Annotated in this window: 10 protein-coding genes; 7 read left to right on the top strand and 3 right to left on the bottom strand. The window is 53.5% G+C overall.

Translation table 11 applies throughout. From position 1 onward, the window contains the following. Positions 1–437: 437 nt before the first annotated feature. Positions 438–1,091, bottom strand: coding sequence for an oxygen-insensitive NAD(P)H nitroreductase (nfsB, locus tag CWC46_RS19370; protein ID WP_021014896.1), 654 nt, complete (start codon positions 1,089–1,091; stop codon positions 438–440). 285 nt (positions 1,092–1,376) lie between these two features. On the opposite strand from nfsB, the gene CWC46_RS19365 reads away from it, so the two are divergent. From CWC46_RS19365 to cobA, 7 genes are all read left to right on the top strand, one after another. Then, positions 1,377–2,681, top strand: a complete 1,305-nt coding sequence (locus tag CWC46_RS19365; RefSeq protein ID WP_037381319.1) for a nitrate regulatory protein — start codon at positions 1,377–1,379, stop codon at positions 2,679–2,681. A gap of 516 nt (positions 2,682–3,197) precedes the next feature. Further along, complete coding sequence (locus CWC46_RS19355) at positions 3,198–4,457, top strand: CmpA/NrtA family ABC transporter substrate-binding protein (protein ID WP_021014899.1); 1,260 nt, start codon at positions 3,198–3,200, stop codon at positions 4,455–4,457. An 11-nt stretch (positions 4,458–4,468) separates the two neighbouring features. Further along, the gene (gene ntrB, locus CWC46_RS19350) at positions 4,469–5,392 is read left to right on the top strand and encodes a nitrate ABC transporter permease (RefSeq protein WP_021014900.1); all 924 of its coding nucleotides are present in this window, start codon (positions 4,469–4,471) and stop codon (positions 5,390–5,392) included. Between the two features lie 10 nt (positions 5,393–5,402). Further along, positions 5,403–6,197, top strand: coding sequence for an ABC transporter ATP-binding protein (locus tag CWC46_RS19345; protein WP_021014901.1), 795 nt, complete (start codon positions 5,403–5,405; stop codon positions 6,195–6,197). A 19-nt stretch (positions 6,198–6,216) separates the two neighbouring features. Continuing rightward, the gene (nirB, locus tag CWC46_RS19340; RefSeq protein WP_084297627.1) at positions 6,217–10,410 is read left to right on the top strand and encodes a nitrite reductase large subunit NirB; all 4,194 of its coding nucleotides are present in this window, start codon (positions 6,217–6,219) and stop codon (positions 10,408–10,410) included. Further along, a complete protein-coding gene (locus CWC46_RS19335; protein ID WP_021014903.1) occupies positions 10,407–13,127 on the top strand; it encodes a nitrate reductase in 2,721 nt (906 codons plus the stop codon). Before nirB ends, CWC46_RS19335 begins: the two co-directional genes overlap by 4 nt. A gap of 27 nt (positions 13,128–13,154) precedes the next feature. Continuing rightward, on the top strand, positions 13,155–13,982 hold the full coding sequence (gene cobA / locus CWC46_RS19330; protein WP_021014904.1) for a uroporphyrinogen-III C-methyltransferase: 828 nt from the start codon (positions 13,155–13,157) through the stop codon (positions 13,980–13,982). 32 nt (positions 13,983–14,014) lie between these two features. Here cobA and CWC46_RS19325 read toward each other — a convergent pair whose 3' ends face one another. Both CWC46_RS19325 and CWC46_RS19320 read right to left on the bottom strand, forming a co-directional pair. Further along, positions 14,015–14,479: a YehS family protein gene (locus tag CWC46_RS19325; RefSeq protein ID WP_037380705.1), complete on the bottom strand. Its 465-nt coding sequence runs from the start codon at positions 14,477–14,479 to the stop codon at positions 14,015–14,017. A gap of 231 nt (positions 14,480–14,710) precedes the next feature. After that, the gene (locus CWC46_RS19320) at positions 14,711–16,606 is read right to left on the bottom strand and encodes a methyl-accepting chemotaxis protein (protein ID WP_037380708.1); all 1,896 of its coding nucleotides are present in this window, start codon (positions 16,604–16,606) and stop codon (positions 14,711–14,713) included. Between the last annotated feature and the right edge of the window lie 491 nt (positions 16,607–17,097).

Genomic DNA, 17,097 nt, shown 5'->3' with positions numbered 1-17,097 from the left:
TAGCAATCATAACGGCACGGAAATGACAGGAAAACAAACCGTTATTATCCAAAACTATCGAAGTGATGAAACCAGCGGATGAAAATAAGGCCGATACCGCTGAAAACAGAAGGTTACGTGTCCTCGGGTATTCAAACCTTCTCTTACCGCTATACTAGCCCAGTGATCAACAAGCTGTCACAAGTAAAACGTGGAAGCTTCCCGCAAACTCCACTTGAAATGATACGTATGAAGTTGCAAGAACTAAAGCAAATCAGAAATAAAGGGCGCTGCCCACCACTGAACTAAAAGAAGAGAAGCGACGCTAATGCGTGGTACGACTAAATATTGGGGGAACGATCGGGTAATTGTTGTTGGTGAGCGGGCGGGTATCAATCAACCACGTGTTTAGTCTCAGCATGGCATCGATTCCCGCCGGGTCGGAAACATTCTTTGGTCTAGATAAAGGTGAAAATCTGCTCGCGTGGCAATCGTGATTTAGGTAATAGAGCATTGAAGTCTTTGTCGCTTTTGACCCCCAGCGAGACCAGTACCACACTAGTCAGCCCTTGTTCACGCAGCCCCAGTTCAATATCCAGTGTGCGCTGGTCAAACCCTTCCATCGGCGTGGCGTCAATGCCTAATACTGCTGCTCCTAGAAGCAATCCCCCTAGCGCCAGGTAAACCTGTTTTTCCATCCACTGCGGCATATCCCGCAGTTCGTAGCGGTGAATGTCCACATAGGAACGACGACTCTTATCCTGTCCGGCTTTAGACCCTTCCGCGACAAAACGACCATCCTGATCTTCCTGAGTCAGGATATTGTTCAAATGCTGTTCATCCATATCGGTATGCATACACAATGCAATAACATGCGATGCATTTACTACTTTAGGTTCGTTATACGCGAACGCACCGGTGGTCGATTTTGCGATGGCCGCCCGCCCGTCTGCGGTTGATGCAACAACAAAATGCCAGGGCTGGGAATTCACAGAAGAAGGACTGTTGCGCAGCACATTTAGCAGGGATTCAATTTGGGATTCCGGCAGCGTTTTTCCTGAGTCAAAAGCCTTAACGGTATGGCGGTTAATGACGGCTTCATTCAGTGTCATTTTTCTCTCCTCTCACATTGTTGACATTAATGGGTTGCTGCTTATGTTGCGTTGATCAGGACACGTAACAGGACATGAAGGTCACCATATTATCGCATCAAGATGACGTCTACAGCGTATATCCGTCAACCACTGGAACAACGCTTTCCTTGCCTGGGTTATTATCACTCTCATCCCTTTATGAACGGCAATGGTCATCGGGGACGCTTGTAGTGGATATTAATCTCTGGCTAACTGGTGTGTTAATTGCCTTACCTGATTGATGATTTTTCGGGAGAAACGATGATGGTAGCAGACCCTTCCACAACGATTCGATTTTTACTTGCTTCGCGCCAGTGTGAATTGAACAGTCTGCATTATCTACTGCAAAGCGGTGAACTGGTCGGGAAGATCAGCCAGCTGGTGCATATGCTGCAACGTGAACGTGGCTCATCCAACTTGTTTCTCTGTTCTGATGGCCGTCTGTTTGCTGATGAATTAACACTGCGTGAGCAGGAAGTGGCATTGGCACAGGTGCCGCTGATGGCGCATCTGGAAAAGCTGGAAACCATGACAGCCGATTTACCGCAGGCCAGCCGGTTGTTCAGCCGTGTCGCCAGCGTGGTGTATGCGCTGGGCCTGCTGCCGACACTGCGTCAGCAAATTCGGCAGCGATTGTTGCAACAGCCGCAGGCCATGGACTTCTTCAATGACATTATCCGCAATCTGTTATCACTGGTGTTTGAAGTCTCGGACACGGCGACGGAGCCGGTGATTTCACGGGCGTTGATTGCCATGTTCAGTTTTATGCAGGGTAAGGAACTCGCCGGGCAAGAGCGAGCCATCGGGGCAGCGGCCTTTGCCGTAGGCGAGTTCAATGAAGCAACCCGGCTGAAGCTGATGGATTTGATTGAACGACAAGAGCGTTGTTTCGATACGTTTGCGGATTTCACCGATGAAGAGAACCGGCAGCGCTGGTTACAGATAGCGACAGACAGTGATTTTGAACGCCTGCGCCGTATCGCCTGTACGCGCAGTAGCACGGAGAAATTGCCGGAGGAGGGTAGCCTGCGGTGGTTTGCTATCGCCACGCAGCGCATTGATGAAATGAAGCAGGTGGAAGATCATCTGGAGCTGACGTTGATGCAGCTTTGTCGCACCCGCATCACTGCTGCGAAACAGGCTTGCAGTGAGCAAATGGCGGATATTGAAAGCCTGATGTCCCAGCAGGGACACGATGATCCGGGTTATTCGGTGTTTATTGCGGGCCATGACATGGCCGGGCATGCGTTGGACGGACAACGTACGCCGAACGGTTGGTTGAGTAGTGACGGTCTCCGGCCTCAACTGGGACGTTCGTTGCTTTCATTGGTGCAACAACAGTCGCGGCGTCTACAGACGTTGGATCACGAACTGGCGGCGTTACGGGATACACTGAATGAAAGAAAACATATCGATCGAGCGAAAAGCCTGCTGATGCAGCACCGTGGTTTGAGTGAGGAAGACGCATATAAAACCTTGCGCCGGATGGCGATGAATCAGAATAAAAAACTGATTGAGATCGCTACTGCCATGCTGGCGGTAGCTGATGTTTTTCAAGATACTCCTTAAGGAGTATATGCACATGAACTGTGCGTATTCTGCTAACTTGCGGTGCAAAAGCAGAGATGTGCATATCTTTATTATCCTGAAAAACATTATGGATATTGCGTTGCTGGCGAGTATTTTTCTGAGGGTATCGCGTAGCGACATTATGTTTGTGAAAAGCCTTGGCCCACGGAGCGGCAATGACGGAGTACCTTGTGCCGAGCGCGTGCTATGACGTAGCAGAAATGACAATATGGCGGCACACAAATAGCTTCTATTACTAAAACGCGCTCTGTTATCTCGTCACGCTATTACCTATAATCCCACCTCGCTATTACATGAGATATCACTCTTGGCATACACATTGCTTTAACTTGGCAGCAACAACTAAACATCATTAACGCATTTTGCGCCAATGGCGGTTCGAAATGAGTTAACTGGATAACGGCGTCCATAAGCGTGCATGACTTTGCATAGGCTTATGGACGCCGTTTTGTTTTTTACGGCCGTAAACGGCTATCTGCTGAAAAGGTATCGTTAATGAGTGATTCCAAGACAAAAGGCATAACGGTTTCCCGTCGTCAGTTTTTACTGAGTAGTGCGGCAATTGGGGGGAGTTTTATGTTGCCAGGTCTGATGAACAGTGCCTGGGCCGCAGGATCGGACGCGCCGGAGAAAAAAGAGATCCGTGTTGGCTTCATTCCGTTAACGGACTGTGCGTCGGTTGTGATGGCCGCGGTGAAAGGGTTCGATAAGAAATACGGCATTAAGATTATTCCCAGTAAAGAGAGCAGTTGGGCAACGGTACGTGACAAACTGATCTCCGGTGAGCTTGATGCCGCACACATATTGTACGGTCAGCTCTACGGCCTGCAAATGGGGTTGGCGGGTCCGCAAACCAACATGGCTGTGCTGATGAGCATCAACCAGAACGGGCAAGGCATTACGCTTGCCGATCAACTGCGAGCCGTCAATGTGACGGATCTTGCCGCGCTGAAAAAATATGTCGCCGCGAGTCCGGCGGGGACATATACCTTTGCCCAGACCTTTCCCACCGGTACGCATGCCATGTGGCTCTATTACTGGCTGGCGGCCGGCGGCATTAATCCGCTGAGCGATGTCCGCATCGTGGTGGTGCCGCCGCCACAGATGGTGATGAACATGAAGATTGGCAACATGGTCGGCTATTGCGTGGGTGAACCGTGGAACCAGCGCGCCATTAGCGAAAAAATTGGCTTCACGGCAGCGACGTCACAGGACATCTGGCCTGATCATCCAGAAAAAGTGCTCGGCACACGCGCCGACTGGGTCAATACCAATCCGAACAGCGCACGTGCGCTTACCGCTGCCGTTCTGGACGCGTCACGCTGGATCGACACGTCGGATGCTAACCGCCGTGAGACGGCCAGTGTGGTGGCGGGCCGCGCCTATATCAACACCAAAGAAGAAATCATTGTTGGACGCATGCTGGGTCAGTACGAGAACGGGCTGGGGAAAACCTGGCAGGACCCTCATGCCATGCGCTTTTATCACGATGGAGAAGTGAACTATCCCTATCTATCCGATGGCATGTGGTTCCTCACACAGCATAAACGCTGGGGACTACTCACCAAAGACCCGGATTATCTGGCCGTAGCCAAACAGATTAACCGTATCGATATCTACAAACAGGCCGCTGCGATGGTGGGCAATGTGCCGCTGCCGGGCAGCGACATGCGCAGCAGTGTACTGATGGATGGTCGTCGTTGGGATGGCAGCGATCCAGCAGGCTATGCCAACAGTTTTAGCGTGAAGAAATAAGTGAGGCAATGATGAAAAACCAGGCCCAAGTCATTTCGATAGCACCAGATAGTGCCCCTGAAATCTCACCTGGCGCGAAGGTTATGTCATTACCGTCAACGGTGGCAACGCCCGAGAGGCTAGCCTCCCCGGTGATGAAACCGGTTAGGCGCTATCGTTCGCTGCTGCGTCAAGCTGCACTGCGAATCTTTCCGGCGTTGTTGGGCATCGTACTGTTACTTGGTATTTGGCAGATCGCGGCATTGAACAGTAAAAACTTCCCGACGCCGTGGTCAACCTGGCTGGCGGCATTGAGTATTTTTGCCGATCCATTCTATGTGGCTGGCCCGAACGATCAGGGGATCGGCTGGAATGTATTGGCATCATTGCAACGCGTCGGTATCGGTTTTGGGCTGGCGGCGTTGGTGGGGATCCCGACGGGTTTCCTGATTGGCCGCTTTCGCTTTCTGGCCCACATGCTGAATCCGATTATTTCTTTGCTGCGTCCGGTCAGTCCGCTGGCGTGGCTGCCCATCGGTCTGCTGCTGTTTCAGCGCGCCGAACCCGCCTCCAGCTGGACGATTTTTATCTGCTCCATCTGGCCGATGATCCTCAATACTGCCGAGGGCGTAAAACATATCCCACAAGACTATCTGAATGTGGCACGGGTGCTGAAGCTGTCTGAATTCACTGTGATGCGTAAGATTCTGCTGCCTGCGATATTACCCAGCATACTGACCGGCGTGCGTTTGTCGATCGGCATTGCCTGGTTAGTGATTGTGGCGACGGAAATGCTGACTGGCGGGATTGGTATCGGTTTTTGGATTTGGAATGAGTGGAACAACCTGAACGTGGAAAACATCATTATCGCCATCGTGGTGATTGGTGTGATCGGCCTGTTGCTGGAGCAGGGGTTGATGTTGATTGCTAAACGTTTCAGCTATGACGATCGTTAAGGAGCCCATGATGCGTACGAATCCGATTATTCAGGTACAACAGGTCAGCCAGCGTTTTAATACTGCCAGTGGCGAGTTTCTGGCACTGAGTGACGTAAGTTTTGATATTCACCCCGGAGAGATCATCAGCCTGATTGGTCATTCCGGCTGCGGCAAGTCTACGCTGTTGAACCTGATTGCCGGTCTGACGCTGCCAAGCAGCGGAGGTCTGCTGTGTGATAACCGCGAGATCGATGGCCCCGGCCCGGATCGCGGCGTGGTGTTCCAGAACCATTCTCTGCTGCCGTGGCTGACTACTTACGACAATGTCGCGCTGGCGGTACATCAGGTGTTTCGCGGGCAGATGAGTAAAACCGAAATGCATGAGTGGATTGTCCACAATCTGGAACTGGTGCATATGGGCCAGGCGTTGAATAAGCGCCCGAATGAGATCTCCGGTGGCATGAAACAGCGCGTGGGCATCGCCCGTGCGTTGGCGATGAAACCCAAGGTGCTGCTGATGGATGAGCCGTTCGGCGCACTAGATGCACTGACTCGCGCACATTTGCAGGATGCGGTGATGGACATTCAACAACGCCTGCACACCACCATCGTACTGATTACCCACGATGTGGATGAAGCCGTGCTGTTGTCGGATCGTGTCTTGATGATGACCAATGGCCCGGCGGCTACGATAGGGGAAATCATGGCTGTCGATTTGGCGCGCCCGCGTTCACGCATCGCGCTGGCGGATGATTCCCGTTATCACCACTACCGGCAGCGAGTTTTGCACTTCCTGTATGAAAAACAGCCGAAGGCCGCCTGAGCGGGAGGCATCTGACATGATGAAACCGCATCTGGTGGTGATTGGTAATGGCATGGCAAGCGCCAGACTGGTAGACACGCTGCTGCAACTGGCACCGCAGCACTATCAAATCACAGTCGTCGGTGAGGAACCACGCCCCGGCTATAACCGTATTTTATTGTCACCGGTGTTGAGCGGTGAAAAAACGGTTGCTGAAATCCTGCTGCCAGCGGATGGGGTTTCCAGCGCTGAAGATCAATCGCCCGCGATTCGTCGATATCTGGGGGAGCGAGTGATCGCTATCGATCGCCAACGGCGTCAGGTTATCACTACGCAACGCCAGATCGACTATGACCATCTGGTGCTGGCCACAGGTTCCCGACCTTTTATGCCGTCGATACCGGGTATCGATCTGCGAGGCGTTTGTGGTTTTCGCTCTCTGGACGACGTGGAGTTGATGCTGGCGACGATCAGCCAGTGTGTACCCGTGGTGGTGATTGGCGGCGGGCTATTGGGGATTGAAGCGGCGGCGGCACTGAAGCGACGTGGTGCGGATGTCACGCTGCTGCACCGCCGCTCGGTGTTGATGGAACGCCAATTGGATGCGACGGCCGGCGCGTTGCTGCGTGACAGCTTACAGTCACGCAGCATCGTGTGTGAAACCGATGTTCAGGTGGTGGCCTTGCGTGGTGAGTTCCTCAACGGGGCGGATCACGTCTGCGCCGTTGTACTGGCAGATGGCCGGGTGATACCTGCCGGGCTGGTGGTGGTCACGGCGGGTGTCTTGCCGGACAGCGATCTGGCGCGCCAGTGTGGGTTGACGTGTCATCGTGGCGTGCTGGTGGATGGTCAACTGCGTACCAGCGATCCTAACATTAGCGCCATTGGCGAATGCTGTGAACTGAACGGCGAAACCTTCGGTCTGGTGGCCCCCTGTTTGTCTCAGGCGATGCTGCTGGCCGCACGTCTGGCAGGCCACACACCGGCGGATTATCAGCGCGAGCCAGTCGCTACCCGACTGAAGGTGACCGGCATCGGTGTGGTCAGCGGCGGCGACATCAATGTGGCTCCTGATGATGAGCTTTACACCCTGTTTGATCCTCTGGAACAGCACTATCGTCGTTTGCTGTTTCGCGCTGGCCGTCTGGCTGGCGTCTTGTTGTACGGCGATACGAATAATAACCAGCACCTGCTGAACATCATGGAGAATCCTCAACCTGAGACCTTGCGGCCTTCTCCTACATCGCTGCTTTTTGGTCTTTCTTTCTCTGATTTTGATTCACAGCCAGCGGCTGTAAGGATTCCTGTAATGAGCAAGCCAGTTTTGGTGGTTATCGGTCATGGCATGGTCGGTCACTATTTTCTTGAACAACTGGTCGAACGCGATCTGCATCAGCGTTATCACATTGTGGTTTTTGGCGAAGAGCGTCATGAAGCCTATGATCGTGTTCACCTTTCCGAATACTTTTCCGGTCGTAGCGCTGCGTCGTTGTCGCTGGTAAAAGAGGGATTTTTCGCCAACAGTGGTATTGAACTGCGCAACGCCCGTGAAATCATCCATATCGATCGTCAGCATCAATGTGTTTGTGATGCGCAGGGCCGAGAAACAGCTTATGACAAACTGGTCATGGCGACCGGCTCCTATGCGTTTGTACCGCCGATCCCCGGGAATACGCGACCGGGTTGTCTGGTTTATCGCACGCTGGATGATCTGGATGCCATCGCCGCTCAGGCGAAGCAGTCCAACGTCGGCGTGGTGATTGGCGGCGGTCTGTTGGGCCTGGAAGCGGCGAATGCGTTACGTCAGTTGGGGCTGGAAACGCACGTGGTGGAGTTTGCACCGCGTCTGATGGCGGTACAGCTTGATGACGGCGGGGCAACGATGCTGCGCCGCAAAATTGAAGCGTTGGGGGTGCGGGTACATACCGGCAAGGAAACCCGTGAAATCATTGATGGCGAGCAGGCGCAACATCGGCTGTGCTTTGCCGACGGTAGTGTGCTGGAAACTGATCTGGTGCTGTTTTCCGCCGGTATTCGTCCGCGCGATAAGCTGGCTGAAGTTTGCGGATTGGAGAGAGGTCCGCGTGGCGGCATTGTGATTGATGATGCCTGCCGGACATCGGATGCGGCGATTTTCGCCATTGGCGAATGCGCACTCTGGAAAGGACAGATTTTTGGCCTGGTGGCGCCGGGTTATCAAATGGCACGTAGCGTGGCAGATACGCTGGCGGAGCGGGAAACCCCCTTTACTGGCGCGGACATGAGCACCAAACTGAAGCTGTTAGGCGTCGAGGTGGCGTCGGTGGGTGATGCGCATGGCCGCACGCCGGGCAGTCAAAGCTATCAGTGGATGGATGGGCCGAACGAGGTTTATAAAAAAATCATCCTATCCGCGGACGGTAAACATCTGCTGGGCGCGGTACTGGTGGGTGACAGTGGTGAGTACAGCACGTTGTTGCAGATGATGTTGAATGATATGCCGCTGCCCACTCAGCCGGAAAGTTTAATTTTGCCAGCCCGCTCCGGTGATGCGCCAAAAGGGTTGGGTGTAGCGGCGTTACCTGCCAGCGCACAGATATGTTCCTGCCATAACGTCAGTAAAGGCGATATTTCTGCCGCAGTAGCCAGCGGCTGCACCGAACTGGGGGCGATTAAGTCTCGCACTAAAGCCGGTACGGGTTGTGGCGGCTGTGTTCCACTGCTGAAACAGGTGATGGAGTATGAATTGACGCAACGGGGTGTCGAAGTGAAGAAAGACATCTGTGAACATTTCGCCTACTCCCGTCAGGCGCTTTATCACCTGATCCGCGTCCATGAGATCCGCTCATTCGACGAATTAGTTGCGCGCTATGGTCACGGTTTGGGCTGTGAAATCTGTAAACCGTTGGTGGGTTCCATGCTGGCATCCTGCTGGAATGATTATTTACTGCACCCCCAGCACCTGCCGTTACAGGATACCAATGACCGCTTCTTCGCCAATATCCAGAAGGATGGCACCTATTCTGTCGTGCCGCGTATACCGGCTGGAGAAATTACCCCACAAGGGCTGATTGCTATCGGTCAGGTCGCGCAGCGCTACAACCTGTATACCAAGATTACTGGTGGTCAGCGTGTGGATCTGTTTGGCGCCCGGCTGGAGCAGTTACCGGCGATCTGGCGTGAATTGATCGACGCCGGTTTTGAAACTGGCCATGCCTACGGCAAATCGTTGCGCACTGTGAAATCCTGTGTTGGATCAACCTGGTGTCGTTACGGCGTGCAGGATTCCACCAGGTTGGCCATTGCACTGGAGCAGCGTTACAAAGGGCTGCGTTCACCGCATAAGATAAAAATGGCCGTTTCCGGCTGTACCCGTGAATGTTCGGAGGCGCAGGGTAAAGATATCGGCGTGATTGCTACCGATAAGGGGTGGAATCTGTACGTGTGCGGCAACGGCGGTATGAAGCCGCGCCATGCTGATCTGTTTGCCAGTGATCTGGATACCGAAACCCTGATTCAGACCATCGATAGGGTGTTGATGTTCTACATCCGTACCGCTGATCGGCTACAGCGCACCAGCACCTGGATGGATAATCTGGAAGGCGGCATCGACTACCTGCGTCAGGTCATTCTGGATGATAGCCTCAACATCGGGACCGAACTGGACAACGACATGCAGCGGGTGGTGGACAGCTACCAGTGCGAGTGGCAAACCACGCTGGAGAGTCCGGCGCGTCTGGCGCTGTTCCGTGGGTTCCTCAACAGCGACAGCCCCGACGAAGCGGTAGTGATGGTGCCGGAACGGGGACAAATTCGTCCGGCGCAGGGTGATGAAAAACCGTCAGCTAATGCGCCATTTGCCTTGAAGCCGGTGGATCATGAGACTGAATGGGTTCATGTCGGCGCATTGCAGGATATCCCCGCCAATGCCGGGATGGCGGCCCGTATCGGGCAGCAGCAGATCGCTCTGTTTCATCTCTCCGGTAGTGAGCCACAGGTTTACGCGCTGGAAAACCACGAGCCGGGCAGTGGGGCGAATGTGTTGTCCCGTGGGCTGATTGGCGACGCAGCCGGCCAGCCGGTGGTGATCTCCCCGTTATACAAAAAACGTTTCCGACTGTGTGATGGCATCAGTCCGGATGATGCGGAACTGCGTGTACAGGTGTGGCCGGTACGGATTGAACAAGGGGAGATATGGGTGAACCGTCAGCCGCTGAGTCTGGCTAAAACTGCGGCCATGGCGGAAGTATCATGAACCGCCGCATCTGTCAGACAACCTGTCCCTACTGTGGCGTTGGCTGTGGCGTGCTGGCCGAAATCGACGAACAGGGAAAGGTGACCATTGCAGGTGATCCCCATCATCCGGCCAATCTTGGGCGATTATGCGTAAAAGGTTCTGCGTTGGGCGAAACGTTGGATCTGAAAGGCCGCTTGCTGTGGCCGATAGTGGAAGGCCATCGCGTCAGTTGGTCGCAGGCGCTGGACACCGTCGCCGAGCGTTTACAGAAAACCATCGCCGAACATGGGCCGCAGTCCGTGGCGTTTTATGGTTCCGGTCAACTGTTGACGGAAGATTACTATGTTGCCAACAAACTGATGAAAGGCTTTATCGGTGTCGCCAACATGGATACCAATTCCCGGCTGTGTATGGCGTCGGCAGTGATTGGCTACAAACGTGGGCTGGGGGCAGATGCAGTACCTTGCAGCTATGAAGATATTGAATTGGCGGATCTGGTGGTGCTGGTGGGTTCTAATACGGCCTGGGCACACCCGGTGGTGTACCAGCGGCTGGTTCAGGCTAAACAGCAACGGCCGCACATGCGGGTGGTGGTGATCGATCCGCGTCGCACTGCCACCTGTGATATTGCCGATTTGCATCTGCCATTACAGCCAGGCAGCGATGCCGGATTGTTCAACGGTCTGTTGCGCTGGCTACAGCAGGAAGCCGTGTTCGATCGTGGGGCGCTGTCTGGATGCCTTTCCGGGCTGGATGACGCGCTGGCGGCGGCCGACCCCTGGTCACCAGCGCAAATCGCTGATTTTTGTCAATTGGATGCGGCGCTGATTGAGCGCTTTTATCGTCTATTCAGCAAGTCGCAAACGGTGGTGACACTCTATTCCCAGGGGATTAATCAGTCGTCATCTGGTAGTGATAAATGCAACGCAATTATTAATGTCCATCTGCTGAGCGGGAAAATCGGGTGTCCCGGCAGCGGTCCCTTTTCCATTACCGGACAACCCAATGCGATGGGGGGGCGTGAGGTTGGTGGTCTGGCCAATCAGCTGGCTTCCCACATGGGATTTACGCCGCAGGATATTGATCGAATGAAGCGTTTCTGGCAGACCGATCGGGTTGCAACCCAACCTGGCCTGAATGCCGTGGAGTTGTTTCACGCTATTGACCGCGGTGAAGTGAAAGCAGTGTGGATCATGGGCACCAATCCTGTGGTATCGATGCCGGATGCCGACCGGGTAAAACAGGCGCTGACGCGTTGCCCGCTGGTGATTGTCTCTGATGTGATGCGCCACACGGATACCGGGACGACCGCGAATATTTTGCTTCCGGCGCTTGGTTGGGGGGAGAAGGATGGCACCGTCACTAATTCTGAACGGCGTATTTCCCGCCAGCGGGCGTTTCTGCCTGCACCGGGGGAAGCAAAAGCTGACTGGTGGATACTGACTCAAGTGGCGCAACGGATGGGATTTGCGGCGGCATTTGATTACCAGCATCCAGCACAGATTTTCCGTGAACACGCCGCCTTATCCGGTTTTGAGAATAACGGTAGCCGGGTGTTTGATATCAGCGCGTTGGCAGCGCTCAGCGACGCGCAGTGGCAGCATCTGGCACCGGTCCAGTGGCCGGTCAACGCGCGTTTCCCTCAAGGGCGCGCCAGACTGGGTGACGATGGGCAATTCTGGCATGCCGATGGCAAAGCCCGGCTGATTGCCGTGACGCCACAGCTTCCTCTACATCCTCATCATCTGGCGTATCCGCTGGTACTGAACACCGGACGGATACGCGATCAGTGGCATACCATGACGCGCACGGGTAAATCCGCTCGATTGATGCGTCACCAGCCAGAGCCTTACTGTGAACTGCATCCGTTGGACGCTAAGAACGAAGATATTCACGCAGGCGATCTGGTGCGCTTGTCATCAGCACAGGGCTGGATGCTGGCTAAGGCAAAAATCAGCACCGGACAAGCGCGTGGCAGCGTGTTTGTGCCGATGCATTGGAACCGACAGTTCAGCGCACAGGCCCGCGTCGATAGCCTGATTGCACCCATCACCGATCCCTATTCCGGGCAGCCCGAGAGTAAGCATGGCCGGGTGCGGGTGCAGCGTTGGCAGCCGGCGTGGCAGGCGTCGCTGTTTTTATTGGATGAGGCGCTGTTATCCAATACCGGAGAGTGGTCGAATGCCAGCGAACCGCCAACGGCGTATTGGAGCAAGATTCCGCATGAAACCGTAACGCAATATGTACTCGCTGGGCAAACGGATATCGCTGACTGGCGAGGGTGGCTGGCAGAGCACTATGGATTTATAGAAAACAGTGGGCGGGATAGCGTGCAGTATCAGATTGCGCAGGGCAAAGGCCTGTTTCATCTGGTTGCCTGGCGTGACCAGCGTGTAGTGCTGGCGTTGTATGTCAGCGCACAGTCGCTACAGATTGATAACGACAGTATTTGTAATGCGTTTATCACGCCACCAGAATCCTCTTACCAGCGACAGGCGCTGTTGGCGGGGAAAATGGCACAAGGGCAGCTAAAACAGGGTTCGACCGTCTGTAGCTGCTATGGCGTGGGTGAGGAAATTATTATTGGTGCGATCCGGCAGGGTTGTCACAGCGTCTCGGCGTTGGGTCGCAAGCTGAAGTGCGGTACCAACTGCGGTTCCTGTATCCCGGAGCTGAAAGCATTATTGAGTCAGCATACGCCGGCGGCGAAGAGCGAACTACAGAAAGCAGGTTAACCTGCTGACGAAGGTAAGAGGTAAAAAATGAAAACACTGCAACAGATTATGGTTCAGGCGCAGCGAAGTCAGCCGGTACTGGCGGGCGAAATTTGGCTGGTTGGCGCAGGGCCGGGCGATATAGAACTGCTGACGCTGAAAGCGCTGCGTGCTATCCAACAGGCTGATGTGGTGGTGTTCGATCGGCTGGTATCAGCGGATATAATGGATCTGGTGCCACAGCAGGCGCTGTGTATTGATGTGGGCAAAACCCGTGGTTGCCATCGTCTTTCTCAGGAAAAAATCAACCAGTTGCTGGTTGAACTGGCGCAGGCAGGTCAGCGCGTTGTCCGTCTCAAAGGTGGTGATCCGTTTATTTTTGGTCGCGGTGGTGAAGAGATGAATTATGCCCAGCAGGCGGGTATTGCGTGTCATGTCGTTCCCGGAATTACGGCGGCGACCGGTTGTGCAGCGGCAGTCGGACTGCCATTAACGCATCGGGCTTGCGCGCAGTCGGTACGCTTTGTGACTGGACATTCGCGAGATGGTGAACCGCAACTGGACTGGCCGACATTTGTGGATGGGCAACAAACGCTGGTGTTTTACATGGGATTAAGCCACGGCAGCCGCTTATGTCAGCGTTTGATCGAGCATGGGTTGTCTGCACAGACGCCGGTGGCGATTATTGAGCGCGGCACTCAGCCGGAACAGCGATTGTTAACCGCTACACTGGCGACATTACCGGAATTGCTGGCGCGTTATCAACCACAGTCACCCAGCCTGCTGGTGGTCGGCGAGGTAGTGAAATTCTGCCATCACCCGGCATTGACGGTCGCGGCGTTACCGATGCCGCTTATGGCACCGGCGGCAGCCTGATCTCGACAGTGGGCAGAATGTCACAAGGACGGTCAACGCTGACGAACTCGAGCGGTTAATCCTTTTAGAAAGTAGCGTAGAATTTGATCACCGCAGGCGCGGTAATTTTTATGATCCGGTGAACGCATTATGGCCGTCAGCTCTGGCTGAGAGACCTTGAAATCCTGGGCGGCCAGTATTTCCTGAATATCCGTGGTTTTCAGCGAAAATGCAATGCGCAGTTTTTTCAGGATGATGTTATTGGTGACTCTACGCTCGACTTGCAGTGCTGGCTGGTTTTCGTCTTTGCCGCGTTTTTGCAGAATCAAGCCATTGAGAAAATAGCTCATCACAATATCAGGACACGGCTGGTAGCCGGTTTCATCCTCTTTTTTCACATAGCTTGCCAATTGCTGGAGAGGCACAGTCATTTCCGCTAGCGTCAGGATTGCCAGCAGATGATCGTTATTTAAATTCAGCATATAGCGCACGCTACGTAGCACGTCGTTATTCATCATTCCCGGTTTTTTCTCGCCATTCATCATCGTTATAGACGGGTAGTATAAGGGAACAGTGAAAAAATGCAGAGAGGAACTCGAGCTAGCATCAGGCTGCTCACCTCAAACAAGGTAGTTCGGCTTGCCGCTAACGCCAGATGGGGACATTCATCAGATGTAACGGGAGAGTCCCGGTGGAGCGAGGAGGGACGAACCTGGCTTTCGGTTCGTCCCTGGAGTGGCTGGTCAGAATCAGAGTTTGAAGCTTTGCACCACCAATTCGAGCTGCTCACTCTGTTCTTCCATCGCGCGGGCAGCGGAAGAAACCTCTTCAACCAGTGCGGCGTTCTGCTGAGTGGTGCTATCCAGTTGGTTAATCGCCTGATTCACCTGTTCAATGCCCATGCTTTGCTCCCGGCTGGCGGACATGATTTCGCCTATCAGCGTCGTCACATTGTTCACCCCTTGCATCAATTCATCCATCGTTTGTCCTGCCTGTTCTACCAGGTTGCTACCTGCGTCAATGCTGGCAACAGACTCTTCAATCAATTTCTTGATTTCACGTGCCGAGTTGGCTGAGCGTTGTGCCAAACTACGAACTTCTGAGGCGACCACGGCAAATCCTCTCCCTTGTTCACCAGCACGGGCGGCTTCGACAGCGGCATTTAGCGCCAGAATATTAGTCTGGAAAGCGATACTGTCGATGACGCTGATGATATCGACGACTTTGTGTGATGAGGTATTGATCTCACCCATGGTTGAAACCACCTGCTGTACCACCTGTGTTCCCCGTTCGGCGACAAGAGACGCTTCACTGGCCAGTTTGTTGGCATGAGTGGCATTGTCGGCATTTTGTTTGACCGTGCCGGTTAGCTCTTCCATGGAGGCTGCCGTTTGCACAATTGAACTGGCCTGCTCCTCGGTACGTGATGATAAGTCCATGTTACCGCGGGCAATCTGGCGTGACGCGGAGGTGATCGCCAGCGTACTGTCACCAACCTGATGCATCATATCCTGTAGATAGGCGATGAAATGGTTGAAGCTCTGGGAAACATTGTTGAATTCCGGGCTATTGCTGACGGGAAGGCGCTGAGTCAGATCGGCACCGCTCGTTGAGAGCGATAGAATATTGTCGTTAAGGTTATTGAGGCGTTTCATCATCGTGCGGATAAAACCCAACAATACCAGAAGCAGAATAATGGCCAATGGGAGTTGAACGGCACCCAGACGTATCAGCATATCGCTGGTTTGTGAAGTCAACTGGCTGGTAAGAACATCGCTGGCAAGATACCAGGGACTGCCGGCAATGGGTTGAACGAACAACGTATGGCTACCGTCTTTAGCGTCATATTGGCTTTGAATCGGTTCTTTACCGGCGTTTACCAACATGGCCCGCAGTGGCGCCGCCATTGGCAAGGTGAGTGTACTGAGATTTTCCAGTTTGGGCGCAGCGCCAACCAGTGCCGCATTACCCACCACTTTTCCATCAGCTTCAATAATCAGTACGCGACCGTTAATGGCATCGCCCATTTTTTTCGCCAGGTTATTAAAAAAACCAAGCGTCACATCGATGGTGGCGACACCCCAGGCTTTGCCGTTGCGATAGATGCCCATCGCACAGTTGGTTCGGGGCTGTGGGCTGGCTGCGTCCTGATACGCTTTCGCCCAGGCGCACACACCTTTGGCGGCAGCCATACCCTCTTTATACCAGGGTTGTTCGTAATATTTATCCGCTTCCGCCGAGTTCCAGTAGGTATTCACTTTGAGCTGGTTACTGTCGTCTCGAGCGAAGAAGGTCGAAAATTTATCGCGTTCCGGATCACGCAGTTTCGGCAGCGGCCAGATACCGCCACCAAACACGTTGGTATCCTGATATTGATTGACCAGTGCCGGCAGTAAGGTATCAATGGATGCACTGTCCATCACGCTGATGGCTTCGGTAATACTGCGTTGCTGTGCTTGTACGCGGTTCATCTGTTCTATGATCGTGGTTGCAAGTGAGTCAACTTGATAGCGCACGAGGCGTTCTTCATTATCGGTCAACTGCGGCGCCACAAATTGCTTGATAACCACCACGGTCACAATGATCAGCAAGACGAAAAAACCGAGGATGGAGACAGTAAAGCGAGACTGTGTTGTTTTTAACATATGTCTACCACTTAAGCCGAAAAGCGTGATTGCCTTAATACCAACCAACGGCATGCTAAAGAGAAACTTGAGGTGATCATCTGCACACTTTTGCAATGAAACTCGAAGGCTTTGTTACTTTCCACATTGGGAGAACGCAGAGATTATCCGCGGTATTATCGGCAGGCGATTAAACATATCAATATGAATTATATAGCTATTTATCTCAGGAGGTCGTGACGAACTTCCCGGGTTTGTCATCACGGCTGAGTGCACAGTTTGCCATTTACCCCGAAAATTACCGCTCTTCTACACCACGCTATATGGGGCATCCGCGCCGTTGATTAATCTTTCCGGTTTGCATGGGCAACTCCCTGATACTGAAGAGTGGCTAATGAGTCCGTTACCGGTCATAAAATATCGGTAAGATTAAATAATTACATAGGCAATAAATAAGATTATTATGTGGCATATGCTATAAATGAAGCCGCCAGCTCAGACCCAATATGCTT

The organism is Prodigiosinella confusarubida, from assembly GCF_002847015.1.
Classification (GTDB): domain Bacteria; phylum Pseudomonadota; class Gammaproteobacteria; order Enterobacterales; family Enterobacteriaceae; genus Prodigiosinella; species Prodigiosinella aquatilis.
Note: the sequence above shows the minus strand (reverse complement) of the source record. Positions and strands in the feature narration are given on the sequence as shown.